This is a genomic window from Streptomyces bohaiensis (assembly GCF_012033785.1).
In the GTDB taxonomy this organism is placed as follows: domain Bacteria; phylum Actinomycetota; class Actinomycetes; order Streptomycetales; family Streptomycetaceae; genus Streptomyces; species Streptomyces bohaiensis.
Genome location: NZ_JAAVJC010000013.1, coordinates 1 through 25987, shown reverse-complemented (window position 1 = coordinate 25987; position 25987 = coordinate 1). Strand labels below are relative to the sequence as shown.

Genomic DNA, 25987 nt, shown 5'->3' with positions numbered 1-25987 from the left:
CGTCACCGCTCGTCCTCCGGCTCCTCCTCCTCGTCGTCGTCGAGCTCGTCATCCCACTCGTCGTCCGGCTCGTCCTCCCGGTCCTCCGGGCCCTCCGCGTCCTGGGCCTCGGCGGCCTCCATGGCCTCCTCGTGGGAGCGAATCACCTCGCCGTCACGGATCTCGCCGCGCCAGCCCTCGATCTCCGGATCGGCCGACAGCGTGACGTACCGCTGGAAGTTCTTCATGTCCAGACGCAGCCGGCGTCCCTGAGCCCGCCACAGATTGCCGAGCTTCTCGAAGAACCCGCTGGGCGAGTACTCCACGACCGCGATCACGCGCGTCAGGCTCGGGCCCAGCTCATGGAAGGTGACGGCGCCGTAGGTGGTGCCCTTCGCTCCCTCGGAGCTCCAGATCACCCGGTCGTCGGGGACCTGCTCCTCGATCGTCGACTCGTACTCCCGGCTGGAGAACACCATCTTGAAGCCCCAGGTGGCCTTCTCATCCTCCATCTGGGTGACGTTGGTGACGCCTTTGGCCCAGGTTCCGAAATCCTCGAACTCGGTCCAGTGGTTGTAGCAGACCGACCGCGGGACACCGACATCGATCGCCTCGATGATGGCCGTCACCTTGCTGAGGAACGCGTGCTCGTCGCCCTCGCCGGCAGCCGGCTCGCGGTCCTCGTCCGACCCCATCCCGGGGACGTGCCGCGTGATCCCTTCCTTCAGCGAACCCGCCGTGGCCGCCGCAGGGTTCTCGCCCTGGAGAACCCGGCCGGCGGCATCCGGTACGACCTTGCTGCCCGTCGCCGACTCGGCGGCGCGCATCCCGGAGTCCTTGATCTTCTCGCCGGTCGCGCGCACCGCGGCTTTCGCCTGGGCGGCGAGCATGCGCATCAGCTCCTCGCGGACCCGTCCCATCGCCTCCGGCAACGGACCGGGCTCGTTCTGCCGCGTGGTGGTCATCACTCCTCCTCTCCCCGCCGAGCACGGGTGGCAGGTGCGCTGCGCCGCGCGCTGCGTGTGGCGCGGGGCTTCCGCGGGGGGCGCTCGTCCCCGGAGGCCGCCGGTGCTGCGGCGGACTTCCGGGGCGTCTCCTTCGCGGGAGCCGACTTCTTGGCGGTCGGCTTCTTCGTGCCTGCCTTCTTCGTGGTGCCGTTCTTCGTGGTGCCCTTCCTCGCCGGGGCCTCGCGGGCGGCGGACTTCTTCGCGCGGCCCGTGCTCGCGCCCGAGCCCGTCGCGCTGGTCGCCCGACTGCCGGAGGACTTCGTGGCGGATCCGTCGCGCTTCTCTGCCGTGGCCTTCCCCGCCGTGCGCTTCGCCGTCGCCTTCGCCGTCGGAGCGACCTTCGCGGTGGGCTTCGACGTGGTTTCGTCGCCGCTCGGTTCGTCGTCCGCGTCGTCCGCGTCGTCCTCGACCGGTGCCCCGGCCTCCCCCGCCTCGGCGTCCTCGTCGGGCGCCGTGCCGTCCGGCTCGGGCGGCTCAGGCGTCCGACGGTCTTCCGAGGCGCGCCGTCCGGCGGGTTGCTCGCCGTCGGCAGCGTCCTCGCCGTCCCGCGCACCGTTCGCCGCAGGCGCGCTGTCGCCGTCGCGGTCGGTGGCGTCCTCGTCGGTCGCCGCACCTCGCTGCTCCTCTCCGGCCGTCAGCGCTTCGGTGCGTGCCGCGAGCGCGGAGGCCAGGGAGGACGCTCCGTGCCGGATCCCCGAATCAAGGGTCGAGCGCCCCGAGGCGACCACCCCGCCACCGGCGCTGGTCAGCCGGTCCAGCAGGGACGAGTTCCCCACCCTGTGCAGCCCGCCCTTGGCCGCCTCCGCCGAGCGGGCACCCTTGCCGCGCCGTCCCAAGGCGACACCGGCCAGGGCGAGAGCCACCTTGGCTCGCTTGGTGCGGCCCAGCAGGTAGCCCGCGGCCACCCCCGCAGCCATGGCAGAGCTGGAACGTCCCATGGTCTTCGCCTTCTCTCCGTGGTGGCCGAGCGGCGCCGGGAAAGAGGCCTGTCGCGTGGTCGCAGTCCGCCCGGCTCGTCGTCCACCGGGGCGCGCGCCCGGCCGACGAGCCGCCCCGTGCGGTCGCGACATCGGATCGTGCCGGTAGGGGCAGCGAAGGGCCTCGGCGTATCGCTCGCTAGTCCATTGGAACGCCGCGGCGCGCAGTTCGCATGTCCTGGCGGCACCGCGGCCGCGGCCTGCCGCGACACCGACCGTACGGGGCGGCAACGGTGCGGCCCCGGCGGTCCCGGGTCACGCGCCGTCGCCCTCGTCCAACGTCGCCAGACCGGCCTCCCACCGCTCGCGGCGCTCCTCGTCGCTCTGCTCCCACCAGGGAGTACCGCGCTCCCCCAGAGCGGTCTTCGCCGCGTGCACCCGTCGCCGGGCGCGGCGCTCGGCGCCCTCGTCCGCAGCGCGCAGCGCGACCCCCACCTCACGACGTGCCGCCATGAGGTGCCGTCGCAGCCGCCGTCCGACCTCCTCGGGGAGCATCGGATCCGTGGCCCGCCACCGGCGGCCGTTGATCAACAGGTAGCGGCCGTCCTCGGTCGTGCACGGCGTGTCGTCGGCCATGGCGCGATCCTGCCCCGCGCGGGGCAGGACCGGCGAGCCGACGCACCGGGCGGACCGCGCTTCCCGGCTCGCCGAGCGGCGGGCCGCGGAGCGCCGCGCAGGGTGCCGCAGCCGGCGCGGTGCGCGCCGCCCCGTACCGGTCGGTGCCGCCGCGCGGGGCGCCTGCCCGTCACCCCCGTGACGGGCCCGGGTTGTCGGGCGGGCCGGATGGGCCGACGCTGGATCCGGGGCCGCCGCCGAGACGGTGGCACGCCGAGACCACGGGAGGCGGCATGGCGCAGGGCGCGTGCGGACCGCTGGACGATCCGTGGGCCGAAGTGCCGGACGAGGCCGCCACCGCGCGGGCGATCCTCGACCCCGCCGCCACCGTCACCTGCTGGAACGACGGTGCCCGGCGTCTGCTGGGGCGGCCCGCGGAGGAGGTCGTCGGCCGCCCCGTCGCCGAACTGCTGGCCGACCCCGAGGCGCTGTCCCGCGTCGCCCGAGCAGCCCGCGGGAAGCCCCGCTGGCACGGCACGCTGGAGGTGCTCCACCGGACCGGGCGCGCCCTTCCGGTCCGGGTCATCGCCCACCGCCTGACCGACGCCGACTGGGGCCCCCCGGGATGGCTCGTCGTCACCCCGTTGGAGGGTCTCGAGGCCACCGGAGCCGACGCCGACCTGCCCCGCGACGCCTTCCGCCACGCGCCGAACGCACTCGCGCTGTACGACACCGCCGTCCGCCTGCGCCGCGCCAACCTGGCCATGGAAGCCGTCCTGGGGCTCCGCGAGGACGACATAAGAGGGCTGCGCCTCTCCGAGATCGGCGGCAAGCGGCAGAGCATGGAGCTGGAGAACCAGGTCCGGCAGGTCGCGGAGGAAGGTCGGCCCCGTGACGTCCGCACCCGGCTGCGCACCGGGGGTGAGCGGCGGGAACACGCCTGGATGGGCCGACTGGCGCCGATCCGCGACGCCCAGGACCACCTCGTCGCAGTCGCGCTGTCCGCCGTCGACCTCAGCACCGAGGACGAGGCACGCAGCCGCCTGCAGCTCATCAACGACGCCGGCACCCGTATCGGGACCACCCTGGAGGTCGACCGGACCGCCCAGGAGTTCGCCGACGTCTGCGTGCCGCGCCTCGCCGACTTCGTCAGCGTCGACCTGCTTCAGGAGCCCCGAGATCCCGGGGCCGACACCGACTGGCCCGCGGAGGGCCACGTGCGGCTGCGCCGCATCGCCCACTGCTCCAGCACCCCCGGCACCCCCGAGGCCATGCTGCCGATCGGCGCGGTGTGGGACCACCCGATGGCGGCCGGCACCGTGCACGCCCTGCTCTCCGGCGAAGCCGTCACGGTCGTGCGCGGCGAGCCCGGGTTCCTCGCCTGGGTGGCCCAGGACCCGGAACGGGGCCGCCACGCGGCCGACCTCGGGGTCCACTCGATCCTGGCCGTGCCGCTGACCTCCCGCCGCAAGACCCTCGGCGTCGCGCTCCTGCTGCGGTACCGGCGCCCCGACCGGTTCGCTCCCGACGACGTGCTGCTGGCACGAGAGATCGCCTCCCGGGCGGCCGTCTCCCTCGACAACGCGCAGCGGTTCACCCGCGAGCGGGACACCGCCCTCGCACTCCAGCGCAGTCTGCTGCCGCGCACGCTCCCGCAGCTCTCCGGCGTCGACGTCGCCCACCGCTACCTGGCCGCGTCCGGCCACAGTGGGGTCGGCGGCGACTGGTTCGACGTGATCGCGCTCTCCGGAGCGCGCGTGGCGCTGGTCGTCGGCGACGTCGTGGGGCACGGCGTCCAGGCCTCCGCCACCATGGGGCGCCTCCGCACCGCGGTGCGGACCCTCTCCGACGTCGACCTCCCGCCCGACGAGCTCATCGCCCACCTGGACGATCTCGTGGTCCGTCTCGCCGAGGAGACCGGCGGCGGCGAGAGCGCCGGGGACATCGGGGCCACCTGCCTGTACGCCGTCTACGACCCGGTCTCCGGGACGTGCAGCATGGCGCGCGCCGGCCATCCCCCTCCCGTGGTCGCCTCTCCCGACGGCGCCACCGTCACCACCCTGGACGTCCCGGCGGGTCCGCCGCTGGGCCTGGGAGGTCTGCCGTTCGAGGCGGCCGAGTTCGTCCTGGCCCCGGGCTCGGTCCTCGCGCTCTTCACCGACGGCCTCGTCGAACGCCGCCAACGGGACGTCGACGCCGGGTACCGGGCGCTGCACCTCGCGCTCGCCCGCCCCGCGGACTCCCTCGACGACCGGTGTGCCGCGGTGCTGGACGCCCTCCTGCAGAACGAGCCGCCCACCGACGACGTGGCCCTGCTGATGGCCGCGACCCGCGTGCTCGACGCCCGCCACGTCGTCACCTGGGACGTGCCGCACGAACCAGCCGCCTGCGCCACCGCCCGTCGGGGCGTCGCCGAGCAGCTCGACCGCTGGGGCCTGTCGGAGGCCGCCTTCACCACCGAGCTGGTGGTGACCGAACTGCTCACCAACGCGATCCGCCACGCCACCGGCCCGGTGAAGCTCCGGCTCATCCTCGACGACACCCTGATCTGCGAGGTGTCCGACACCAGCGCCACCTCGCCGCACATGCGGCGGGCGAGCAGCTTCGACGAGGGCGGCCGCGGGCTGATGCTCGTCGCCCAGCTAGCGCAACGGTGGGGCACGCGCCACAGCCCGACGGGCAAGACCATCTGGGCGGAGCAGCAGCGCCCCGACCGTTCCGGCGAGGGCTGAGCGCCGCACGGGGCGCCCCGCGGGGCGGTGGCGTCACGACAGTACGGCCGCACCGCGGACCGCGCGCCGTCGGCCGAGCTGTCAGCACTCGATGACGTTGACCGCGAGCCCGCCCCGGGCCGTCTCCTTGTACTTCACCTTCATGTCCGCCCCCGTCTCCTTCATCGTCTTGATCGCCTTGTCCAGCGAGACGTGGTGGCGTCCGTCGCCGCGCAGCGACATGCGCGCCGCGGTGACGGCCTTGACGGCGGCCATGCCGTTGCGCTCGATGCAGGGGATCTGCACCAGGCCGCCCACCGGGTCGCAGGTCAGTCCCAGGTTGTGCTCGATGCCGATCTCCGCGGCGTTCTCCATCTGCTCGGCCGTCGCGCCCAGCACCTCCGCCAGCCCGCCCGCGGCCATCGAGCAGGCCGACCCGACCTCGCCCTGGCAGCCGACCTCCGCACCCGAGATCGACGCGTTCTCCTTGAACAGCATGCCGATGGCGCTCGCCGCCAGCAGGAACCGCACCACGCCGTCGTCGTCCGCGCCGGGCACGAACCGGGTGTAGTAGTGCAGCACCGCCGGGATGATGCCGGCCGCCCCGTTGGTGGGCGCGGTCACCACGCGGCCGCCGGCCGCGTTCTCCTCGTTGACCGCCATCGCGTAGAGCGTCACCCACTCCATGGTGTGCTCCGCGCGCTGGCCCTCGGCGCGCAACTGCCGTGCCGTCTGCGCCGCGCGTCGCCGCACCTTCAGCCCGCCGGGAAGGATGCCCTCCCGCGTCAGACCGCGCGCCACGCACGCCTCCATGACGCCCCAGATCTCCAGCAGCCCCGCCCGGATCTCCGCCTCGCTGCGCCAGGCCAGTTCGTTCTCCAGCATCAGCGCCGACACCGACAGCCCCGTCTCGCGGGTCAGCCGCAGCAGCTCGTCGCCGGTGCGGAAGGGGTGGCGCAGCTGGGTGTCGTCGAGCTTGATGCGGTCCTCGCCGACGGCGTCCTCGTCGACGACGAAACCGCCGCCCACCGAGTAGTAGGTCTTCTCCAGCAGCGGCCGGCGCTCGCGGTCGTAGGCGCAGAGCGTCATCCCGTTGGCGTGGTACGGCAGCGACCGGCGCCGGTGCAGCACCAGGTCCGTCGCGGGGTCGAACGCCACGGTGTGGCTGTCGCCTATGGCCGTCCCCAGCAGCCGCAGCCGCCGCTGTTCCCGGATCCGGTCCACCTCGGCGTCGGCGGTGTCCACGTCCACCGTGTCGGGGGCGTGCCCTTCCAGGCCCAGCAGCACGGCCTTGGGGGTGCCGTGGCCGTGGCCGGTAGCGCCGAGCGAGCCGAACAGCTCCGCCCGCAGGGACGCCGTCGAGGCGAGCGCGCCCTCCTTCTTCAGCCGGTGGGCGAACATGCGCGCCGCCCGCATGGGGCCGACGGTGTGCGAGCTGGAGGGGCCGATGCCGATGGAGAAGAGATCGAAAGCGGAGAGGGCCACGGTGGCGGACTTCCTTGTCTGCTCGTGATGTGCCGCCCGGGTGGAGCGGACGTCGCACGGGGCGGGCGAGGGGCGGGTCGCGCCCCGTGCCCGCGCCACGGGGCGGCGCTCCGGCCGCCCCGTGCGGCCGCCGCACCGAGGCGCGGCGGCCGTGGGGTCACGGGGTCACAGCCCCGGGTACAGCGGGTACTTCTCGGCAAGCGCCGTGACGCGGGCGGCGAGCGCCGCGGTGTCGGGCGACGGCTTCAGCGCCTCGGCGATGATGTCGGCGACCTCGCGGAAGTCGTCCGCCTGGAAACCGCGCGTGGCGAGGGCCGGCGTGCCGATACGCAGGCCGGAGGTCACCATCGGCGGCCGCGGGTCGTTGGGGACCGCGTTCCGGTTGACGGTGATGCCGACCTCGTGGAGGCGGTCCTCCGCCTGCTGGCCGTCCAGGTCGCTGTCGCGCAGGTCGACCAGGACCAGGTGGACATCGGTGCCGCCGGAGAGCACCGAGACGCCGTGCTCGGTCACGTCGCTGCGCAGCAGCCGCTCGGCGAGAACCCGCGCACCGTCGAGCGTGCGCTGCTGGCGGTCGCGGAACTCGTCGCTCGCGGCGATCTTGAACGAGACGGCCTTGGCGGCGATGACGTGCTCCAGCGGTCCGCCCTGCTGGCCGGGGAAGACCGCGGAGTTGATCTTCTTGGCCAGCTCCTGCTTGGAGAGGATGACCCCGCCGCGCGGACCGCCGAGGGTCTTGTGGGTCGTGGTGGTGACCACATCCGCGTGGGGCACCGGGTTGGGGTGCAGCCCCGCGGCGACGAGCCCGGCGAAGTGGGCCATGTCCACCATGAGCAGTGCGCCGACCTCGTCGGCGATCTGCCGGAACGCCGCGAAGTCCAGCTGCCGGGGGTAGGCCGACCAGCCCGCGATGACCAGCTGCGGGCGGTGCTCGCGCGCGAGGCGGGCGACCTCGTCCATGTCGACCAGGCCGGTCTTCTCGTCGACGTGGTAGGGAACCACGTTGTAGAGCTTGCCGGAGAAGTTGATCTTCATGCCGTGGGTCAGGTGACCGCCGTGCGCCAGGTCCAGGCCCAGAATGGTGTCACCCGGCTTGATCAGGGCGAACATCGCGGCCGCGTTGGCGGACGCGCCCGAGTGGGGCTGCACGTTCGCCGCCTCGGCGCCGAACAGTTCCTTCACTCGGTCCCGAGCGATGGTCTCGATGACGTCGACGTGCTCGCAGCCGCCGTAGTAGCGGCGGCCCGGGTAGCCCTCCGCGTACTTGTTCGTCAGCACGGAACCCTGCGCCTCCAGCGCCGCCACCGGCGCGAAGTTCTCGGAGGCGATCATCTCCAGCGTGGACTGCTGGCGGCGCAACTCGGCGTCGACCGCTGCGGCGACGTCCGGGTCGACCTCGTGGAGCGAACTGTTGAGAAGAGACATGGGGCCTTCCTGGCCTTCCTGAGCCGATGGCTGCGGCCTGCTGTCCGCGGGGCGCGGGCGGCACGGCCGGACGGGGCGGAGTGGTGCGGGAACGCGGTGCGAGCGGCGGGACCGCAGGAGCGCCGGGGCATGGACGGTGAGCGGTCCGTGCCCCGGCGCCTCCGAGGTCAGCCCGCGGTGAACGCGGTGTACTCGTCGGCCGACAGCAGGTCCGCCGGCTCGGAGTCCAGCCGCACCTTGAACAGCCAGCCACCCTCGAACGGGGCGGAGTTCACCAGCGCGGGGTCGTCCACGACGTCCTGGTTGACCTCGGTGATCTCACCCGTGACGGGGGAGTAGAGGTCGCTGACGGACTTGGTCGACTCCAGCTCGCCGCAGGTCTCACCGGCGGTCACCGCGGCACCGACGGCGGGCAGCTCGACGTACACCACGTCGCCCAGCGCGTCCGCGGCATGCGCGGTGATGCCGACCGTCGCGACACCGTCGGTGGCCGGCGACAGCCACTCGTGCTCCTTGCTGTAGCGCAGCTGCTGGGGGTTGCTCATGGCGTGGATTCTCCCGGGTTGAGGTGGTGCGAGGTCGTGCGGTCTTGGCAGGTGGACGCGGCCCGTGCCCGCAGGCGGGTCGGCGCGACGCGGACGGATCAGCGCGCCCGCTTGTAGAACGGTAGGGCAACGACCTGGTGGCTCTCCCGAGCGCCGCGGATGTCGACCCCGACCCCGGACTCCTCGGCGGTGGCCGGAGCGGCGAACGCGCCGTCCACGAACGCCATGGCGATGGGGCGGCCCAGCGTGGGGGAGGGGGCGCCGGAGGTGACGGTGCCGATCGTGGCGCCGTCGGCGGACACGACCCGGTACCCCGCACGCGGCACCCGCCGCCCCTCGGCCACCAGACCGACCAGCACCCGGGGCGCGGACTCCTCCGCGCGACGCGCGGCCGCCTCCAGAGCGGTGCGGCCCACGAAGTCACCGGGCTTCTCGAACTTCACGACCCGCCCCAGGCCGGCGTCGAAGGGCGTGGTGTCCCGGGTCAGCTCGTGGCCGTACAACGGCATACCGGCCTCCAGCCGCAGCGTGTCGCGGCAGGAGAGCCCGCACGGCACCAGGCCGTCGGCGGCGCCGGCAGCGGTCAGCGCCGTCCACAGCGCCGCGGCGTCGCCGGGCGCGACGAAGAGCTCGAAGCCGTCCTCCCCGGTGTACCCGGTGCGGGCGATCAGCGCCTCGACACCGGCGACGGTGCCCGGCAGCCCGGCGTAGTACTTCAGGCCGTCCAGGTCGGCGTCGGTCACTCGGGCGAGAATGCCCGCCGCCGCCGGGCCCTGCACGGCCAGCAGCGCGTAGGCGTCGCGGTCGTCCCGCACCTCCGCGTCGAACCCGGCCTGCCGCTCCCGCAGCGCGTCCAGCACCGCCTGGGCGTTGGACGCGTTGGCGACGACGACGTACTCCTGCTCGGCGAGCCGGTAGACGATCAGGTCGTCCATGATCCCGCCGTCGGCGTCGCAGATCATGGTGTAGCGCGCCCGCCCCGTCCGCACCGCGGAGAGGTGGCCGACCAGGGCGAAGTCCAGCAGCTCACCCGCCGCCGGGCCGGTGACGGTGATCTCGCCCATGTGCGACAGGTCGAAGAGGCCGGCCGCTTCCCGCACCGCGCGGTGCTCCTCGCGCTCGCTCCCGTACCGCAGCGGCATCTCCCAGCCCGCGAAGTCGGTCATGGCGGCACCGAGCGCCCGGTGGGTGGCGTCGAGCGCGGTGGTGCGCGGAGCGGCGGGCGTGTCGGAGGTGTCCGGAGCGGACGGAGGGACGGTCATCTGCTGGCTCCCGGGGTGTGGACGGTGACGGTGCGCGGGACGCACCCGTGCGGGCGCGCCCTCCCCATCTGTCATCGGCACCTGAGAGGTTCGCCTGCCCGTTCGAGGGCGGCTTGCACCGTCGGTGGGGCCGTGCGGCACGGCCCGCTTTTCAGATCTGCCTTCCACGCGCGGTAGGTGGGCCTGAGAGATTCAAGGGAGGACTTGCTCCTTCGGCGCCCCGTGTACCGGGGGCTCTCCCGCGCGCGGTCGAACGGCCAGTGTGTGATTGTCGGCCCATCATCGCACGCGGCGTCCGGTCGGCCCCGTTGACCCGCCGCAGCTCCGGACGGGGCCCGCACGGCGCGGGCCCCGCGCCGTGCGCGGCTGCGGGCCCGTGCGCTGCGGCGCCCGGTCCGTGGCCGACCGCCCCGTGCACTGCATTAGGGTCAGCGTCCATGAGCGGAACTGGGCCCGCACCGGGCGGAACATGGCCGGCCAACGAGCTGGAGGAGGCGCTGCAGGCGGCGGTGGGCGACCCCGAGGCCGGGCCGCGGCTGATCGAGGTGCTGGCACGCAGCTCGCTGTGGGTGCCGCTGCCTGAGGGCGGCGGCCCGCAGAGCCGCAACCTGGACCTGCCCACCCTGGAGATCGAAGGCGGCGTGTACGTGCCGGTCTTCAGCTCCGTCACCGAGTTCCACACCGCTGCCGGTTCGCACCTCTCGTTCGCCGTCGCCCCGGGCCAGGAGTTCGCCCGCGGCCTGCCGCCGCAGGTGGGCGTCGTCGTCAACCCGGGCGGCACCATCGGCGCCCCCGTGCCGGCGCCCGCCGTAGCGGAGATCTGCCGCGTGGAACTCGACGGGCTCGGCACGGGGCGGCCCCGCGGCGCCCGCATGCGGCTCTTCGAGCCCGACTGGCAGCAGGAGCCGGTGGACTTCCTCGGCTCCGTCGCCGGCGAACTGGCCGTGCTGGGCTACGTGCGGACAGCACGCCGCGGTCTGACCAGCGCGGAGGGCGGCGCTCCGTCGCTGTGCGTGGGGATCGAGGTGGACGCCATCGAGCACCACACCCACGCGGAGCTCCAGCAGGCGCTCGGCCGGGCGCTGGCGCTGCACCCCGTGCCATGGCCGGTGCAGTTGCTGCTGATGGACGCGGCGGAGGACCCGCTGATCGACTGGCTGCGCACCTGCATCAGCCCGTTCCACCGTCGCGAGGACCAGTACGCGGCCGACGGCGGGGCGGGACTTTAGACCGCAGACCGCAGACCGCAGACCGTAGACCGCGGACCGCCCCGTGCGGCGCCGCGACGCCGGGCACCGGGCGCCCCCGTGCCGCCCTCGCACGCCTCCCGGCGCTGCGGCGCGGCGGGGTGTCGGCACCCACCGTCCCCCTGCTTGGATGGGCCCGGCGAGTGCGTCCCGCGCGCGCCGGGCACACGGACGGACGACAAGGAGGCGTGCCGAGGATGAGCGCGGGCCCCACCGCTGCCGAACTGCGGACCCGGGTGACGGGACCCGACCGCCTCGGGGCGTACGAGGAACTGCTCGCGGCACTGACCCGCCAGGAGGTCCTCATGCCGCTGTGGGAGGGTTCCCCGGACGACGAGGACGCGCGCTTCGGCCTGATGGAGGTCGACGGCCACGCCTACGCCCCGGGGTTCACCTCCCACGAGCGGCTGACCGCCGCGCAGTGGGGGCGCGCCCATCTCGTCCTGCCCTGCCGGTCCGTGGCGGCCGCCCTCTACCGCGACCGGTGCGGACTGTGGCTCGACGCCCACGAACCCGACGGCGGGATGGGCATTCCCTGGCTCGACCTGCGGCGGATCGCGGAGGGCATCGACCGGCTCCCGGCCGGCCCGCTCCGGCTGACGGAGCCCGCCGTCCCCCTCGCCGACTTCTGCCGGCGGTTGGCCGCCGACGCCGCACACGTCCCCGGACTGCGCCGCCTGTGGCGCGCCTGGGTGCACCCCGCCGTCGGGGAGGCCCATCTGGCGGTGGGGATCGAGTCGGACGTCTCCGTCACCTCGGCAGGCGCCTCGATCCTGCCGCTGGTGGGCCGCGCGGTGCCGCTGCTTCCCCCCGGCGTCACCGTCGCGGGGGTGGACATGGCCGACCCCTACGACCCGGTCGCGCTCTGGCTCCGTTCCGCCTCTGCGCCGTTCTACGACCGCGACGCGCCCCGTGCGGCCGCCCCGTGAGGTACCGCGGGAGGTCGGGCGGCGGAGGCGGCGAGCTGCTGCCGGTCGGTGGCATCGCGCGATAGCTTCCCGCGCATGGTCCACAGCGCCTTCCGGGCACCGGCGACCGGCGAGCCCGGAGCCGCCCCCGCCCCCGAGCACGAGTTCGACCGCGACGCCGCGCTGGTGCCGCGTGGCGACGGTGGATTCGACGCCACGATCTCCGCCGACGGTCCGTCCTCGGAGCCGTCAACGGCGGCTACCTGAAGGCGATCCTGGGGCGCGCGCCGGCGCTGACCCTGCCCCGTCCCCACCCCTTCACGGCGACCGCCTCCCACCACCTCTCCGCCCCCCGCTCCCGGGTCGGCGGCCCCGCGCGCCACGGTGCTGCGCACGGGGCGGACACTCTCCACGGGCGTGGTCTCCCTCCACCAGCGGGGCGCCGACGGCGTCGTCGTCGAGCGGCTCCGCAGGCGGCCACCTACGGCCACCTCGACGCTCTCACCGACCACATCGTGACCACTGCGCCCCCACCGGCCGTCGCCCTCCTGCGAGCGGTGCCTCGCGCTGGACCCGGCGGCTGGCGCGACAGCTCTCGGCAACACGCGATCGTGGCGCGCCTGGCCTCGCGGCTCGACCCCGAGTCGGTCGGCCGGGCGACGGGCCGGCCCTCGGCACGCGGCCGGACGGCGGGCTGGTTCGTCTTCGCGGATGGTCGCGATCCCGACCCGCCGGCGCTGCTGCCGGTCGGTGACGCCATGCCGCCGGCGGCCTTCGGCCTCGGGGTGACGGGCTGGACGCGGACCGTGGAGTTGGCCACGCACGTCCGGGCGCGCCCCGCCGCGGGGCCGCTGTGCGTCGTGGCGGTCACCCGGAATCCCGCGGGTGGCTTCCTGGAGGAGGCCGCGGAGGTCTGGGACTCCGCCGGGCGCCTCGTCGCCCAGGCGCGGCGGCCGGCACGGATGCCCCGCGCTGCCGCCGGCTGACCAGGCCCCTTCTGCCCGACCTCTTCTGCCCGGGCCTCGCGGCTCGCGGCGGCCGGGCGGAGCACAACGACCGGCAGCCGCGCGGCGCGGGGCGCAGCGTCGTCCCCCACCGCCGCCCCGGTAGCGGCTCTCCGTCGGCAGGGCGTGGCCCCGCCGCCGGGAGTATCGTGACCGAAAAGCCCCGAACCGGCAGAAAGTGGACGCCTTATGTACACGGTGAAGAGCACACTGCCCGACGCAACCCTGAAGGTCGTGGGGGAGGCCCTGCAAGGCGCCCTGGTCGACCTGGTGGATCTCTCCCTCGTGGCCAAGCAGACGCACTGGAACGTCGTGGGGCCGCGATTCCGCTCCATCCACCTGCAGCTGGACGAGGTGGTGGACAGTGCGCGTGCCTACTCGGACGTCGTCGCCGAGCGGGCCTCCGCCCTCGGGATCTCCCCGGACGGCCGTGTCGGCACCGTGGCGAGCCACACCGGGATCGCCACCACCGCGGAAGGGTGGCAGCGCGACACCGACGCCGTCGCCACCCTGGTCGCGGCGCTCTCCAGCGTCGTGGCCCGGATGCGTGAGCGCATGGCGGCCACCGGTGAGGTGGACAGCGTCACGGAGGACATCTTCATCCAGGTGACCGGCGACCTCGAGAAGCACCACTGGATGTTCCAGGCCGAGAACGTCGGCTGAGCTCGCACGGCCCCGCGGGCCCGGTCGGGCCTCGCGAACGGCGCCGACCGGCCCCGCCGCATGGGGCGGGCGGCTCCGGTGAGGCGGCGGCTGTCACGCAGGCGGAGCGCCCGCCGTCCGAGGGGCGCCCACCCCACCGCCCGACGCCGACCGAGGCGCCGGGCGCCTCCGCGTCGTGGGCCGGTGGCCCCACCGCCCGCCCCGTGCGGGTGGGGTCCGCCGCCCCACGCGGTCCCGCTCGGGGCCGAACCGAGCCCGCCACCCGACCCGCGCCACGGCGTACAGCGCTGACGTCCGCGACGCGCCCCCTCTCCCGCGAACGGCCCCCGGCATGCTTGGCTCGGGGGATGGCAGACACGACCGAGACCGCAGCCGCCGACGGAGCCGCCGCGCGACTCCGTGCCCGACGAGACCTCGCCGTCGCCGCCGCAGTCGGGCGCGGCCTCCTCGACGACACCCGCCCCCTGGTCGCCCTGCTCGACCTGCGGACCGTCCGCGAGACGGTCCGAGCCCTCCACGAAGCCTTCGCCGACGCGGGCGACCCCGCGCGGCCCGCGCTCCACACCTTCGCGGTCAAGGCCGGCTCCCTGGTCCCGGTACTGCGACTGCTGCACGAGCTCGGCATGGGAGCGGAGGTCGCCAGCCCCGGCGAACTCGCCCTGGCGCGCGCGGCGGGCGTGCCCCCCGACCGCATCGTCCTCGACTCGCCGGCGAAGACGCCGACCGAGCTGCGGGAAGCCCTCGCGCTGGGCGTCGCTCTCAACGCCGACAACCCCCAGGAACTCGCCCGACTCGACGCGCTCGTCGCCGACCGTCCGCCCCGCGGCCCCGTCGGCCTGCGGGTCAACCCGCAGCTCGGCGCGGGCAGCATCGACGCGATGAGCACCGCCACCGCCACGTCCAAGTTCGGCTTCGCGCTACGGGACCCCGGCGCGCGCGACCGGGTGCTCCGCGCCTACGCCGACCGCCCGTGGCTGACCGCGCTCCACTGCCACGTCGGCTCCCAGGGCATGGCTCCGGAGCGGATGGCCGCGGGGGCCGCCGCCATCGTCGACCTCGCCGAGGAGATCAACGCCGCCGCGGTCGCGGCCGGCCGGAGCCCCCAGGTCGACACGCTCGACATCGGTGGCGGCCTCCCCGTGAACTTCACCTCCGACGACATCGCGCCGTCCTATGCGGACTTCGCGCGCCTGCTGCGGGAGCGGGCGCCGGTGGCGTTCGGCGGCCGGTACCGCATCGTCACCGAGTTCGGCCGCTCCGTGCTCGCCAAGGCCGGGGTGATCCTGGCCCGCGTGGAGTACACCAAGGACGCCGGCGGCCGCCGCATCGCCGTCACCCACGCCGGGGCCCAGGTCGCCACCCGCACCGTGTTCGCTCCGGAGGCGTGGCCGCTGCGTGTCGCCGCCTACGACGGTGAGGGCCGCCCCGCGACCACCGCGCCGCTGCGGCAGGACGTCGCCGGTCCGTGCTGCTTCGCCGGGGACCTCGTGGCGCACGACCGGGAACTGCCGGAACTGCGCCCGGGGGACCACGCCGCCCTGCTCGACACCGGCGCCTACTACGCCTCCACCCCGTTCGGCTACAACAGCCTGCCGCGACCGGCGGTCCTCGGCTTCACCGTCGACCCGGCCGGCCAACCGCAGTTCAGCACCCTCCGGCGCGCACAGACGATCGAGGAGCTGGTGGCGGAGTCCGGAGGCTGACGAACGGACCCTGCGCCCGGCGGTGACGCCGGGCGCCCCAGGCCTGCGGCCCCAGGTGGCGCGTCATCCCAACGCGTCGCGCTCGGAACGGACCAGCTCGATGTACCGGTCCCAGTCCCACGCCGAGCCGGGACAGACCCGGACCACCTCCGGCACCTCCCGGTGCCCCACGATGTGGTCCCGGTCGACCGGGATGCCGTGACGGGCGCAGATTCCGGCGACCAGCGTCGCGGAGGACCGGTACATCGCCTCGGTCAGGTACTCCGGCTGGTCCGCCCACCCCTCGTGCTCGATGCCCACCGAGCGTTCGTTGAACGCGCGGTTGCCCGCGTGGTAGGCCACGTCCAGTTCGCGGACCATCTGTGCGACGTGCCCGTCCTCCGAGCGCACCACGTAGTGCGTGGAGGCCCGGTGCGAGGGGTCCTGGAAGACCCGCAGCGTCACGTCGTAGGTCGCCTCGGGCATGTGGACCACCACGCGGTCGATCCCGAAGTCACGCGGGCGGCTGGCCCGGCGCAGGTTGGCGCCGGACGCCGGTATCCACTCCGCTCCACCGTGGTCGACCTCGCCCTCCACCCGGGGCGCCGCGGCACCGGAGTACCGCCACCACCAGCGGTCCAGCTCCTCGCGCCTGCTGTACCCGAACGCCCCGGCCCCGCCGAGGAGCACCGCGCCGGTGAGCAGGGCCCGACGGCTGACCCCCGCGCTCCGCCGCTCCCCGCGCTCCGCCTCCCGCCGCGCCCGACGGCCGTCCGGCCCCCCACCGTCGACCGCTCCGCCCGCGCCGGACTCGGCCGCGGGCGACGCGCCGTCGCCGGGGCCCCGCTCGTCCCGCCCACCCCCACGGGGGCGCGCGGCGGCGTCACGCTCCGGTTCCCTGTCCATTGCTCCTCCGGTCATCCGCCCCGACAACGCCGCCGAGGCCCCGACGGTTCCCTGCCGCTCGGGCGCCCTGCACCCCGCGACGCGCGGCTCGTAGAATCGGCGACACCATGCCGTACTTCGACCACGCCGCGACCACGCCGATGCTGCCCGAGGCCATCGCGGCCATGGCCGCCCAACTGCCCCTGACCGGCAACGCCTCCGCCCTCCACGCCGCGGGGCGTCGGGCCCGCCGCACCGTCGAGGAGGGCCGCGAGCAGTTCGCCGCTGCCGTGGGGGCCCGTCCCAGCGAGGTCGTCCTCACCTCCGGCGGCACCGAGGCCGACAACCTCGCCGTCAAGGGACTCTACTGGGCCCGTCGCGCGGCCGACCCGCGCCGGATCCGTGTGCTGGCCAGCCCGGTCGAGCACCACGCCGTGCTGGACGTCGTGCAGTGGCTCGGCGACCACGAGGGGGCCCGCGTCGAGTGGCTCCCGGTCGACCACCACGGCCGGGTGCGGGTGGAGACGCTGCGCGAGGCGATCGCGCGCGACCCCGAGGACGTCGCCCTGGTCACCGTGATGTGGGCCAACAACGAGATCGGGACACTCCAGCAGATCACGGAACTCACCGCCGCGGCCGCCGAACACGGCATCCCGGTGCACTCCGACGCGGTGCAGGCCGTCGGCCAGGTCGAGGTCGACTTCGGCGCGTCCGGCCTCGCCTCGATGGCGGTCTCCGGGCACAAGATCGGCGGCCCCTACGGCGTCGGGGCGCTGCTGCTCGGCCGGGAGTGGAGCCCCACCCCCGTGCTCCACGGGGGCGGGCAGGAGCGCGACGTGCGTTCCGGCACCCTCGACGTGCCCGCCGTCGCGGCCTTCGCCGTCGCCGCAGAGTCCGCCACCGCCCGCCGCGAGGAGTTCGCGCGGGAGGTCGGGGCGCTCCGCGACGACCTCGTGGCGGCGGTGCGGTCCGCCGTCCCGGACGCAGTGCTCAACGGGGACCCCGACCCCGCCGGCCGGCTTCCGGGCAACGCACACTTCGCCTTCCCCGGCTGCGAGGGCGACTCGCTCCTGCTGCTGCTGGACGCCCAGGGCATCGCCTGCTCCACCGGGTCCGCCTGCACCGCGGGCATCGCCCAGCCCAGCCATGTGCTGCTGGCGGTGGGCGCCGACAGCGACCTCGCCCGGGGCACCCTCCGGTTCTCGCTGGGGCACACCTCCACGGCGGAAGAGGTCGCGGCGCTCGGCGCGGCGATCGGCCCCGCCGTGCAACGGGCACGGGGCGCCGGCCTCAGCTGAAGCCCCTGGGCGCCCCATCGACCCCGTGCGGGGCGGCCGTCCCGGTCGCGGGGCCGACGCCGACCGGCCGTTTCCCGAGCCGACCGGGCCACCCCCGGGCCCCCGGCCCGCACCGGCGCGGGGCTGGCGGCGCGGGGCCCGTACCCTGGAACGCGTTATGACTGCCACTCCCCGTTTGCGTGTCCTCGCCGCGATGTCCGGCGGGGTGGACTCCGCCGTGGCCGCCGCCCGCGCCGCCGAGGCCGGCCACGACGTCACCGGTGTCCACCTGGCGCTCTCCGCCAACCCCCAGTCGTTCCGGACCGGCGCCCGCGGGTGCTGCACCCTGGAGGACTCCCGGGATGCCCGCCGAGCCGCCGACGTCATCGGGATCCCGTTCTACGTGTGGGACCTCGCCGAGCGGTTCCGTGAGGACGTCGTCGACGACTTCGTCGACGAGTACCGGGCCGGCCGCACCCCGAACCCCTGCCTCCGCTGCAACGAGCGCATCAAGTTCGCGGCGCTGCTCGACCGGGCCCTCGCCCTCGGCTTCGATGCCGTCTGCACCGGTCACTACGCGCGGATCGTGACCCGGGCGGACGGGGAGCGCGAGATGCACCGTGCCTCGGACGAGGCGAAGGACCAGTCCTACGTCCTCGGGGTGCTGGACGCCCGTCAGCTCGCGCACGCGCTCTTCCCCCTCGGGGACACGCTCACCACCAAGGCCGAGATCCGCGCCGAGGCCGAGCGCCGGGGCCTGGCCGTGGCCAAGAAGCCCGACAGCCACGACATCTGCTTCATCGCCGACGGTGACACCCAGGGGTTCCTCGCCTCCCGCCTCGGCGAGGCCGAGGGGGACATCCTCGACGAGGACGGCGAGCGGATCGGCACCCACCAGGGGGCGCACGGCTTCACCGTCGGACAGCGCAAGGGGCTGCGGATCGGCCGCCCCGCGCCGGACGGCAAGCCGCGCTACGTCCTGGACATCTCGCCGGTGGACAACACCGTCACCGTGGGACCGGCCGAGTCCCTCGACGTCCGCTCGTTGACCGCGATCCGGCCGCGCTGGTGCGGCACCCCGCCGCAGGGCCCCGCCCGGTACACCGCCCAGCTGCGAGCCCACGGCGACGAGACTCCGGTGACCGCCGCGCCCGAGGGGGAGGGGCTGCGCGTCAGCTTCGACGCCCCGGTGCGCGGCGTCGCCCCCGGGCAGGCAGTCGTCCTCTACGACGGCACGCGCGTCGTCGGATCGGCGACGATCGCGGCGACCCGCCGCGCGCCCGACGGGGCCGCCGCCGACCGCTGAGCGGCCCGGCCCCGTGCGGTCAGCCGGGCAGCACGTCGGTGCGGCGGTTGGTCAGCACCGGAACCGCGTGCCGCGCCTCGTCCACCGTCTTCTCCGGGTCGACCTCCACCGTCACCAGCCCGGGTTCCGCACCGAGGCGGCCGACCACCTCACCGAGCGGCGACACGACCATGCTGTGCCCGACGCCGGTCGGCGCCTTCTCCGACGGGACGACACCCACCGAGGCGGGATCGGCCTGATCGCAGGCCGCAACCCAGCAGGTGCTGTCCAGCGCGCGGGCCCGCACCAGGACCTCCCACTGCTCGATCTTGCCCGGGCCGGCCCCCCACGAGGCGGGCAGCAGCACCACGCGGGCGCCGTCCTCCGCGAGCTGCCGGAACAGCTCAGGGAACCGCACGTCGTAGCAGGTGGCCACGCCGATCGTGGTGTCGCCGAGCGCCACGGTCACGGCGCGGTCGCCGGGCGCCACCGTTTCCGACTCCGCGAAGCCGAACGCATCGAAGAGATGCAGCTTGTCGTAGTGCGTGTCCACGCCGCGGCCCGTGATCAGCACGGTGTTGTTGACCCGGCCGTCGGCGGCGGGGGTGAACATGCCCGCCACCAGGAGCAGCCCGGTGCGCTCCGCGACCTCCCGCACGCCGTCGGCCCAGGGCCCGTCCAGCGGCTCCGCGACGGGGCCGAGCGGGATGCCGAACCGGGCCATCGCCGCTTCGGGATACACCACCACCTCGGCGCCCTCGTCGGCTGCCCGCTCCGCCTGCTCGGCGATCGCCCCGAGGTTGTGCTCCGGCTCCGTACTCGACACCAACTGACTCAACGCGATTCGCATCGTGCCTCCCTCACCCCTCTCTACCACGCACCGCCTCGTGCGGAATCATGGCGACATGGCTACTCATGTGATCACCGGCGCCGGATCCGGTATCGGCGCCGCCCTCGCGGAACGACTCGCGGAACGCGGGGACGACCTCTGGTTGTGGGCGCGCGACGCCGGCCGCGCCAAGGAACTCGCTGCCCGGTTCCCCGGGGCGCACACCCTCGTGGGCGAGCTGGCGGAGCCGGGCCGCCTCTCCTGGGCGCTCGGCCACCAGGAGCTTCCCGACCGCATCGACTCGCTGCTGCACGTTGCCGGCGTGGTGGACCTCGGCGGCATCGGCGAGCTGACCCCCGCGGCCTGGCAGCACCAGCTCGCCGTCAACCTGGTCGCTCCCGCCGAGCTCACCCGGCTGCTCCTTCCGCAGCTCCGGCTCTCCCGCGGGCACGTGGTCTTCGTCAATTCGGGCGCGGGGCTGCACGCCCACCCGCAGTGGGGCGCGTACGCCGCGAGCAAGCACGGACTGAAGGCCCTCGCCGATTCGCTGCGGGGCGAGGAGCAGCCCCACGGGGTGCGCGTCACCACGGTCTACCCGGGCCGCACCGCGACTCCGATGCAGGTCAAGGTCCACCAGCAGGAGGGCAAGGAGTACGACGCGGCCCGATGGATGACGCCGGAGTCGGTCGCCACCACCGTCCTCACCGCCCTGGACCTGCCCCGGGGCACCCACCTGACCGACCTGACGGTGCGCCCGACGGGCTGACCCGCTGGCGGGGCGTGCACGGTGCGGGCATGGCGCGGACACGGGACGCGCCCCATCCGGGACCCGTACCCCTCCACCGGGCGCCGGAGTCGCCCCGCCCCGTGCGGCGTCCCGCCCCGTGCGGTCCGCACGGTCCCGGGTGCCCCGGGACCGTGCGGCGTCCCGCAGCGCCCGGGTGCCGCGGGACGACGCCGCGCACGGGGCATACGCTTCGCGGGTGACTGAGAGCGTGACCGACCCCCGCACCGCCCGCCCCTGGGGCCCCGCCGCCGCCACGGGCGTCGGCTCCCTCCCCGGGACCGACGCCCGAGAAGCCGCCCGCACCGCCGCCGGCGCGCTGGAGACCCTGGTTTTCCTGCCGGAGCTCCCCGCCCGCGGCCCCGGCGCCGACATGATCGGTCGCACGGCGGGCCTCCTCACCGACCTGCACGCGCAGCTCGAACCCAGTGGCTGGCGCATCGCCGACCACCCCGGGCGGGACGCCCGCCGCGCCGCTGCCTGGCTCCGCGAGGACCTCGACGCCACGGAGGAGTACACCCAGGGCTACGAGGGCGCGCTCAAGGTCTCGGTCACCGGCCCCTGGACCCTGGCCTCGGCCCTGCAGCGTCGGAACGGCGAGGCCATGCTCGGCGACGCCGGCGCCTGCCGTGATCTGGCCGCCTCCCTCGCCGAAGGGGTCCGGGACCTCCTGGCGGACGTCCGGCGCCGCGTGCCCGGCGCCCGCCCCGTCCTTCAGCTCGACGAGCCCTCGCTGACCCCCGTCCTCGGCGGGCGGGTCCGTACCGCCAGCGGGTACCGCACCTACCGGGCCGTCGACCGGGTGGTCGTGGCGGACACCCTGCGCTCCCTCGTCGAGGCTGCCGGCGACAGCCCCACGGTGGTGCACTCCTGCGCGCCCGACGTGCCCTTCGCCCTGCTGCGCCGCTCCGGTGCCGCGGGTTTCTCCTTCGACCTCTCGCGGATCACCGAACGTGGCTACGACGCGATCGGCGAGGCGGTGGAGGACGGCATCACCCTCTTCACCGGAGTCCTGCCGGGCGACGGCGCGGATCCCGCGGGACTGTCCGACCCTGCCGGTACGGTCAGTGGTGTCAGGTCGCTCTGGCGCAGGTTGGGGCTGTCACCCGCGCTCCTCACGGAGTCCGTGGTGATCACTCCGACGTGCGGTCTCGCAGGCGCCTCCCCGGCCTACGCCCGGGCGGCGCTCACCCACTGTGCACGCGCGGCCCGATCCCTCGCCGACAACCCTGAGTGACGGGAGACCAGACGGTGGAAGAGCAGGGGCTGCCCGCCGAGGCCCGCGAGCGGCACGCCCGCCTCGCCGAGCGGATCGAGGAGCACCGATTCCGCTACTACGTCCGCACGCCGGTCATCAGTGACGCGGAGTTCGATCTGTTGATGCGGCAGCTCCAGGAACTGGAGGAGGAGTTCCCGGCGCTGCGCACCCCGGACTCGCCGAGCCAGCGGGTCGCCGGCACCTACCAGACCGAGTTCACCGCGGTCGAGCACCACGAGCGGATGCTGTCGCTCGACAACGCCTTCGACGACGAGGAACTCGACGCCTGGGCCGCCCGCGTCGCCGAGGAACTGGACGGCATCCCGTACCAGTACCTCTGCGAGCTGAAGATCGACGGCCTCGCCGTCAACCTCACCTACGAGCGGGGCCTCCTCACGCGGGCCGCCACGCGAGGCGACGGTCGTACGGGGGAGGACATCACCCCCAACGCGCGCACCATCGAGGGCATCCCCCACCGGCTGGCCGGGGAGGACCCGCCGGAGTTGCTGGAGGTGCGCGGCGAGGTCTTCTTCCCCATGGAGCGGTTCGAGGAGCTCAACGCCGGCCTGGTCGAGGCGGGGGAGAAACCGTTCGCCAACCCCCGGAACGCCGCGGCGGGGTCCCTCCGGCAGAAGGACCCCAAGGTCACCGCCGGCCGTTCGCTGCGGATGGTGGTCCACGGCATCGGCGCCCACCAGGGCCTGACCCTCGGCAGCCTCTCCGAGGGCTACCGGCTGCTGCGCGACTGGGGGCTGCCCACCTCCCCCGCGGCGCGCGTCGTCCCGACCCTGGACGAGGTCCGCGCGTTCGTCTCCCACTACGGCGAGAACCGACAGGCCGTCGAGCACGAGATCGACGGCGTCGTCGTCAAGGTCGACGAACTGCCGCTCCAGGGCCGCCTCGGCTCGACCTCCCGCGCCCCGCGCTGGGCGATCGCCTGGAAGTACCCGCCGGAGGAGGTCAACACCACTCTGCTCGACATCCGCGTCGGGGTGGGGCGCACCGGCCGCGTCACCCCGTACGCCGTGGTCGACCCGGTGACGGTCGCCGGCTCCGAGGTGGAGTTCGCCACCCTCCACAACCGCGAGGTCGTCGCCCGCAAGGGCGTGCTCATCGGCGACACGGTGGCGCTGCGCAAGGCCGGCGACGTCATCCCCGAGATCCTCGGTCCCGTCGTCGACCTGCGGGACGGCTCCGAGCGCGCCTTCGAGATGCCGACGCACTGCCCCGAGTGCGGCACCGAACTCCGTTCCATGAAGGAGGGGGACATCGACCAGCGGTGTCCCAACGCCCGCTCCTGTCCGGCCCAACTGCGGGAACGCGTGTACTACCTCGCGGGGCGCCGGGCGCTCGACATCGACCACTTCGGCTATGTCGCCGCCACCGCCCTGACCCAGCCGCTGGAGCCTGCCGAGCCACCGCTCACCGATGAGGGCGGCATCTTCGACCTGCGCATCGAGCAGCTCCTCCCCATCCGCTCCCACGTACTCGACCCCGACACGGGCCTGCCCAGGCGCGACCCGGAGACGGGCGAGCCCAAGACCGTGCACTTCTTCGCCAATCAGAAGGGCGAGGCGAAGAAGAACGCCGTCGCCATGCTGGAGGCGATCCAGGCGGCCAAGGAGCGGCCGCTCGCCCGCATCCTGACGGGGCTCTCCATTCGTCACGTCGGTCCGGTGGCGGCGGAGGCCCTGGCGCGGGAGTTCCGATCGATCGAGCGCATCGCGGAGGCGAGCGAGGAGGAACTGGCCGCCACCGAGGGCGTCGGGCCCACCATCGCAGCCTCGCTCACGGCGTGGTTCGCGGAGGAGTGGCACCGCGAGATCATCGTGCGGTGGCGCGCCGCGGGCGTGCGGATGGCCGACGAGGCGGCCGAGGACGAGGGGCCCCGTCCGCTGGCGGGCATGACCGTCGTCGTCACCGGCACGCTCGCGGAGTACACCCGGGACGGAGCCAAGGAGGCGCTGCAGAACCTCGGCGCCAAGGTGTCGGGCTCGGTCTCGAAGAAGACCGCCTTCGTGGTCGTCGGCGACAACCCCGGGTCCAAGTACGACAAGGCTGTGCAGCTCAAGGTGCCCGTCCTCGACGACGCCGGGTTCGCCGTCCTGCTGGCCGACGGACCCGACGCGGCCCGTGAGGTCGCCACCAACCGGCCTCCGGCGGAGGAGCCTCCGGGCGAGGCGGTCGCCGCACCTGCCGCAGGCGAGGCGGCCGCCGCACCGACGCCTGACCCGGCGGCCGCCACAGAGGACTGACGCACCGTCGGCCACCGGGCCCGCCCCGTGCGGCGGGCGTCCTCCTCGCGGTCGCCGGACAGGACGCAGGTGTGCGGGGCGCAGGTGAACCCGGCCGCAGCCACTCGAACGGTCGGTGTGAAACCGCCCCTTGGTGGGGGATGCCATAGCGGAGAGGCCGTTCGCCGCGAACGGCAGCGCACACCGGCGGCGGTCGGGTGGGCGGGTGCCGCGAAGCGGTGCCGCCCGCCCGCTTCGCCGACCGCCGCGAAGGAGGCCTGCATGGAGACGGCTCGCGCCCGGAGGACCGCCGGCCGTTCCCGTCTCGGCCGGCGCCCCGTCGCGGAGCGCGCGCGGCGGACGCTGCTCCTGGTCGGCGCGGCCGTCGCGCTCGCCGCGGTCCTCGCCGAGGCCTCCGTCACCGGCCGGGCGTGGCTGCCGCCCGGTGCCGCCGGATGGGGCCTGCTGGCCCTGGCTGCCGCGCTCGCGGTCCCTTCCGTGCTCCCGGGCCACGGAACGGCGCGCGTCACCGGTGCGGTTGCGCCGCTCTCACTTGCCGGGCTGCTGCTCCACGGCCCCTCCGCAGCGCTGCTCCTCGCGCTGCCCCTGGTGCTCGCCCCGGTGGTCCACCGGGGGCGGCGCCTTTCCGCCGTGCTCCGCGCGGCGTGCGAGGTGACCGCAGTGGCGGTGGCCGCCGGTGCCGTCGCCCTTGCCGGGCTGCTGCCTCCCGGCTCCGGGCCGTGGACGCCCGAGCAGTGGGCGAGCGCGGCCGTTCCCGCGCTGCTCGTCGGCGGGACCGCGCACCTGGTGCTGCGCGGAGCCCTCCTCAGCCGCTGCCTGCCACCGACCGTCGGGCCGGTCGGCCCGGCACGGCCCGCGCCGGCCGCCGCCGCGCTGCTCGCGGCCGCGCCGCTCATCGTCGTCGTGGCGACCCATGCCCCGGTGCTGCTGCCCCTGTTCGCCCCGGCGTTGGGAGCGTTGGACGCGGCGCTCCGCTCCGCGCGGGCGCGCGCCACGGATCGGCTGCTGGACCCGCTCACCGGACTGCCGAACCGCCGCTGGTTGGTGCAGCGCACCCGGGACGCGCTGGTCGAGGTCGAGCGCACGGACAGTCGATGCGCGTTGGTCCTGATCGATGTCGATCGTTTCCGGTCCGTCAACGACACCCTGGGCCACGGCACCGGAGACCGGCTGCTGCTGGAGATCGCTGAACGCGTGGAGCGGGCGGCACCCGCCGGTGCGGAGACGGCGCGCCTGGGGGCTGACGAGTTCGCCGTGCTGCTGCCCACGATCCCCTCCGTCGGAGCGGCCCACCGGGCGGCGCGCGAGGTGGTGCGCGCGATCGAGGCGCCCGTCGAACTGGACGGCCTGACCGTGGTGGTCGAGGCCAGCGCCGGGGTCGCCGTCTACCCCGACCATGCCGCGCCCCGTACGGACGGCGGTCGCGGCGCCCCGGCCGGTGCCCCGCCGTGCCCACATCCGCCCGCCCCGGCCCGCTCCCTCACGGGGGAGGCCGGTCGGCCGCTGCCCGCGCCGCCCGAGGGCGTCACCGCCGCGCCCGGAGCCCCGTCGGCCGAGCAACCGTCGGCACCGCTGCGCCCTCGCCTGCCCGTTCGCGCCGCGCACCGCGGTGAGGGTTCCGTACGCGACCTGCCCACGTCCCCGGCGGGGCGACGGGGCACCACGGTTCCGCCCCCGGCCGCACCGCCGGCCTGTGGCCCGGCAAGCACCGCGGAGCCACCGGGCCGGACGGACCGGCACCCCGATACGCCCGGCCCGCATCCGCCGCCCCGGCCGACCGTCCCCCCGCCGCCCACCGTGCCGCCGGCGGCCACCCGGCCCGCACCCGCCGCCCCGTCCAGCGCCGGGGCGGAGGCGATCCCTCCATCAGCACCCCGCGACCGCTCGTCGGACCGGGCCGAGTCGGCCGTCTCGGCGGCAACCCGGTGCGCTTGGCCACCGCCGCTCGGCCAGTACCTTCCAGG

The 25987-nt window shown here is 74.9% G+C and carries 22 protein-coding genes and 2 riboswitches; of the genes, 13 read left to right on the top strand and 9 right to left on the bottom strand.

All coding sequences use genetic code 11. The annotated features are described in order from the left end of the window. Positions 1 to 2 precede the first annotated feature (2 nt). From HCN52_RS03415 to HCN52_RS03405, 3 genes are all read right to left on the bottom strand, one after another. Positions 3 to 944, bottom strand: a complete 942-nt coding sequence (locus tag HCN52_RS03415) for an SRPBCC family protein (RefSeq protein WP_209314115.1) — start codon at positions 942 to 944, stop codon at positions 3 to 5. Continuing rightward, on the bottom strand, positions 944 to 1924 hold the full coding sequence (locus HCN52_RS03410) for a hypothetical protein (protein ID WP_168086848.1): 981 nt from the start codon (positions 1922 to 1924) through the stop codon (positions 944 to 946). The genes HCN52_RS03415 and HCN52_RS03410 overlap by 1 nt, the downstream gene beginning before the upstream one ends. Positions 1925 to 2218: 294 nt before the next feature. Further along, the gene (locus HCN52_RS03405) at positions 2219 to 2539 is read right to left on the bottom strand and encodes a hypothetical protein (protein WP_168086847.1); all 321 of its coding nucleotides are present in this window, start codon (positions 2537 to 2539) and stop codon (positions 2219 to 2221) included. Between the two features lie 272 nt (positions 2540 to 2811). On the opposite strand from HCN52_RS03405, the gene HCN52_RS03400 reads away from it, so the two are divergent. Beyond that, positions 2812 to 5250, top strand: coding sequence for a SpoIIE family protein phosphatase (locus HCN52_RS03400; protein ID WP_168086846.1), 2439 nt, complete (start codon positions 2812 to 2814; stop codon positions 5248 to 5250). A gap of 81 nt (positions 5251 to 5331) precedes the next feature. Here HCN52_RS03400 and HCN52_RS03395 read toward each other — a convergent pair whose 3' ends face one another. The 4 genes from HCN52_RS03395 to gcvT all read right to left on the bottom strand — a co-directional run bounded on the left by HCN52_RS03395 (position 5332) and on the right by gcvT (position 9946). Further along, complete coding sequence (locus tag HCN52_RS03395; protein WP_168086845.1) at positions 5332 to 6714, bottom strand: L-serine ammonia-lyase; 1383 nt, start codon at positions 6712 to 6714, stop codon at positions 5332 to 5334. 165 nt (positions 6715 to 6879) lie between these two features. Next, complete coding sequence (glyA, locus tag HCN52_RS03390) at positions 6880 to 8139, bottom strand: serine hydroxymethyltransferase (RefSeq protein ID WP_168086844.1); 1260 nt, start codon at positions 8137 to 8139, stop codon at positions 6880 to 6882. Positions 8140 to 8306: 167 nt separating this feature from the next. Continuing rightward, entirely contained in the window at positions 8307 to 8684 is a 378-nt protein-coding gene (gcvH, locus tag HCN52_RS03385; protein ID WP_168086843.1) for a glycine cleavage system protein GcvH, read from the bottom strand. A 98-nt stretch (positions 8685 to 8782) separates the two neighbouring features. Next, positions 8783 to 9946, bottom strand: coding sequence for a glycine cleavage system aminomethyltransferase GcvT (gcvT, locus tag HCN52_RS03380; RefSeq protein ID WP_168086842.1), 1164 nt, complete (start codon positions 9944 to 9946; stop codon positions 8783 to 8785). 58 nt (positions 9947 to 10004) lie between these two features. After that, positions 10005 to 10106, bottom strand: a riboswitch (glycine riboswitch). A gap of 1 nt (position 10107) precedes the next feature. Then, positions 10108 to 10198: riboswitch (glycine riboswitch) on the bottom strand. Between the two features lie 185 nt (positions 10199 to 10383). On the opposite strand from gcvT, the gene HCN52_RS03375 reads away from it, so the two are divergent. The 6 genes from HCN52_RS03375 to HCN52_RS03355 all read left to right on the top strand — a co-directional run bounded on the left by HCN52_RS03375 (position 10384) and on the right by HCN52_RS03355 (position 15471). After that, complete coding sequence (locus HCN52_RS03375; protein ID WP_168086841.1) at positions 10384 to 11175, top strand: enhanced serine sensitivity protein SseB C-terminal domain-containing protein; 792 nt, start codon at positions 10384 to 10386, stop codon at positions 11173 to 11175. Between the two features lie 215 nt (positions 11176 to 11390). After that, complete coding sequence (locus HCN52_RS03370; protein WP_168086840.1) at positions 11391 to 12122, top strand: enhanced serine sensitivity protein SseB C-terminal domain-containing protein; 732 nt, start codon at positions 11391 to 11393, stop codon at positions 12120 to 12122. 75 nt (positions 12123 to 12197) lie between these two features. Continuing rightward, on the top strand, positions 12198 to 12368 hold the full coding sequence (locus HCN52_RS26080; RefSeq protein WP_312876513.1) for a hypothetical protein: 171 nt from the start codon (positions 12198 to 12200) through the stop codon (positions 12366 to 12368). 344 nt (positions 12369 to 12712) lie between these two features. Then, positions 12713 to 13087: a thioesterase family protein gene (locus HCN52_RS26075; RefSeq protein ID WP_376767083.1), complete on the top strand. Its 375-nt coding sequence runs from the start codon at positions 12713 to 12715 to the stop codon at positions 13085 to 13087. 207 nt (positions 13088 to 13294) lie between these two features. Next, on the top strand, positions 13295 to 13768 hold the full coding sequence (locus HCN52_RS03360) for a Dps family protein (RefSeq protein WP_168086839.1): 474 nt from the start codon (positions 13295 to 13297) through the stop codon (positions 13766 to 13768). Positions 13769 to 14115: 347 nt separating this feature from the next. Further along, on the top strand, positions 14116 to 15471 hold the full coding sequence (locus HCN52_RS03355) for a type III PLP-dependent enzyme domain-containing protein (RefSeq protein ID WP_168086838.1): 1356 nt from the start codon (positions 14116 to 14118) through the stop codon (positions 15469 to 15471). A gap of 63 nt (positions 15472 to 15534) precedes the next feature. Here the strand turns inward: HCN52_RS03355 and HCN52_RS03350 are convergent, their stop codons facing one another. Next, positions 15535 to 16356, bottom strand: coding sequence for an N-acetylmuramoyl-L-alanine amidase (locus tag HCN52_RS03350; RefSeq protein WP_168086837.1), 822 nt, complete (start codon positions 16354 to 16356; stop codon positions 15535 to 15537). Between the two features lie 107 nt (positions 16357 to 16463). Here HCN52_RS03350 and HCN52_RS03345 point away from each other — a divergent pair, with 107 nt between their 5' ends. Next, positions 16464 to 17633, top strand: coding sequence for a cysteine desulfurase family protein (locus HCN52_RS03345; RefSeq protein WP_168086836.1), 1170 nt, complete (start codon positions 16464 to 16466; stop codon positions 17631 to 17633). A 157-nt stretch (positions 17634 to 17790) separates the two neighbouring features. Next, positions 17791 to 18918 carry a tRNA 2-thiouridine(34) synthase MnmA gene (mnmA, locus tag HCN52_RS03340; RefSeq protein ID WP_168086835.1) on the top strand — a complete coding sequence of 376 codons (1128 nt, stop codon included), beginning with the start codon at positions 17791 to 17793 and terminating at the stop codon, positions 18916 to 18918. 19 nt (positions 18919 to 18937) lie between these two features. Here the strand turns inward: mnmA and HCN52_RS03335 are convergent, their stop codons facing one another. Next, entirely contained in the window at positions 18938 to 19747 is an 810-nt protein-coding gene (locus tag HCN52_RS03335) for a carbon-nitrogen hydrolase family protein (protein ID WP_168086834.1), read from the bottom strand. Positions 19748 to 19802: 55 nt separating this feature from the next. Between HCN52_RS03335 and HCN52_RS03330 the strand changes: the two genes are divergently transcribed. From HCN52_RS03330 to HCN52_RS03315, 4 genes are all read left to right on the top strand, one after another. Beyond that, entirely contained in the window at positions 19803 to 20492 is a 690-nt protein-coding gene (locus tag HCN52_RS03330) for an SDR family oxidoreductase (protein ID WP_168086833.1), read from the top strand. A 217-nt stretch (positions 20493 to 20709) separates the two neighbouring features. Continuing rightward, positions 20710 to 21747 carry a methionine synthase gene (locus tag HCN52_RS03325; protein ID WP_312876511.1) on the top strand — a complete coding sequence of 346 codons (1038 nt, stop codon included), beginning with the start codon at positions 20710 to 20712 and terminating at the stop codon, positions 21745 to 21747. A gap of 14 nt (positions 21748 to 21761) precedes the next feature. Further along, the gene (ligA, locus tag HCN52_RS03320; RefSeq protein WP_376767082.1) at positions 21762 to 24023 is read left to right on the top strand and encodes an NAD-dependent DNA ligase LigA; all 2262 of its coding nucleotides are present in this window, start codon (positions 21762 to 21764) and stop codon (positions 24021 to 24023) included. A 261-nt stretch (positions 24024 to 24284) separates the two neighbouring features. Beyond that, positions 24285 to 25987 (top strand): GGDEF domain-containing protein (locus tag HCN52_RS03315; RefSeq protein ID WP_168086831.1); only part of this gene is annotated, 1703 nt, incomplete at its 3' end.

Bases quoted from the DNA above. Each gene is read 5' to 3' on its own strand.
- HCN52_RS03415 (WP_209314115.1), bottom strand. From the start codon at position 944: ATGACCACCACGCGGCAGAACGAGCCCGGTCCGTTGCCGGAGGCGATG.
- HCN52_RS03410 (WP_168086848.1), bottom strand. From the start codon at position 1,924: ATGGGACGTTCCAGCTCTGCCATGGCTGCGGGGGTGGCCGCGGGCTAC.
- HCN52_RS03405 (WP_168086847.1), bottom strand. From the start codon at position 2,539: ATGGCCGACGACACGCCGTGCACGACCGAGGACGGCCGCTACCTGTTG.
- HCN52_RS03400 (WP_168086846.1), top strand. From the start codon at position 2,812: ATGGCGCAGGGCGCGTGCGGACCGCTGGACGATCCGTGGGCCGAAGTG.
- glyA (WP_168086844.1), bottom strand. From the start codon at position 8,139: ATGTCTCTTCTCAACAGTTCGCTCCACGAGGTCGACCCGGACGTCGCC.
- gcvH (WP_168086843.1), bottom strand. From the start codon at position 8,684: ATGAGCAACCCCCAGCAGCTGCGCTACAGCAAGGAGCACGAGTGGCTG.
- gcvT (WP_168086842.1), bottom strand. From the start codon at position 9,946: ATGACCGTCCCTCCGTCCGCTCCGGACACCTCCGACACGCCCGCCGCT.
- HCN52_RS03375 (WP_168086841.1), top strand. From the start codon at position 10,384: ATGAGCGGAACTGGGCCCGCACCGGGCGGAACATGGCCGGCCAACGAG.
- HCN52_RS03370 (WP_168086840.1), top strand. From the start codon at position 11,391: ATGAGCGCGGGCCCCACCGCTGCCGAACTGCGGACCCGGGTGACGGGA.
- HCN52_RS26080 (WP_312876513.1), top strand. From the start codon at position 12,198: ATGGTCCACAGCGCCTTCCGGGCACCGGCGACCGGCGAGCCCGGAGCC.
- HCN52_RS03360 (WP_168086839.1), top strand. From the start codon at position 13,295: ATGTACACGGTGAAGAGCACACTGCCCGACGCAACCCTGAAGGTCGTG.
- HCN52_RS03355 (WP_168086838.1), top strand. From the start codon at position 14,116: ATGGCAGACACGACCGAGACCGCAGCCGCCGACGGAGCCGCCGCGCGA.
- HCN52_RS03350 (WP_168086837.1), bottom strand. From the start codon at position 16,356: ATGGACAGGGAACCGGAGCGTGACGCCGCCGCGCGCCCCCGTGGGGGT.
- HCN52_RS03345 (WP_168086836.1), top strand. From the start codon at position 16,464: ATGCCGTACTTCGACCACGCCGCGACCACGCCGATGCTGCCCGAGGCC.
- mnmA (WP_168086835.1), top strand. From the start codon at position 17,791: ATGACTGCCACTCCCCGTTTGCGTGTCCTCGCCGCGATGTCCGGCGGG.
- HCN52_RS03335 (WP_168086834.1), bottom strand. From the start codon at position 19,747: ATGCGAATCGCGTTGAGTCAGTTGGTGTCGAGTACGGAGCCGGAGCAC.
- HCN52_RS03330 (WP_168086833.1), top strand. From the start codon at position 19,803: ATGGCTACTCATGTGATCACCGGCGCCGGATCCGGTATCGGCGCCGCC.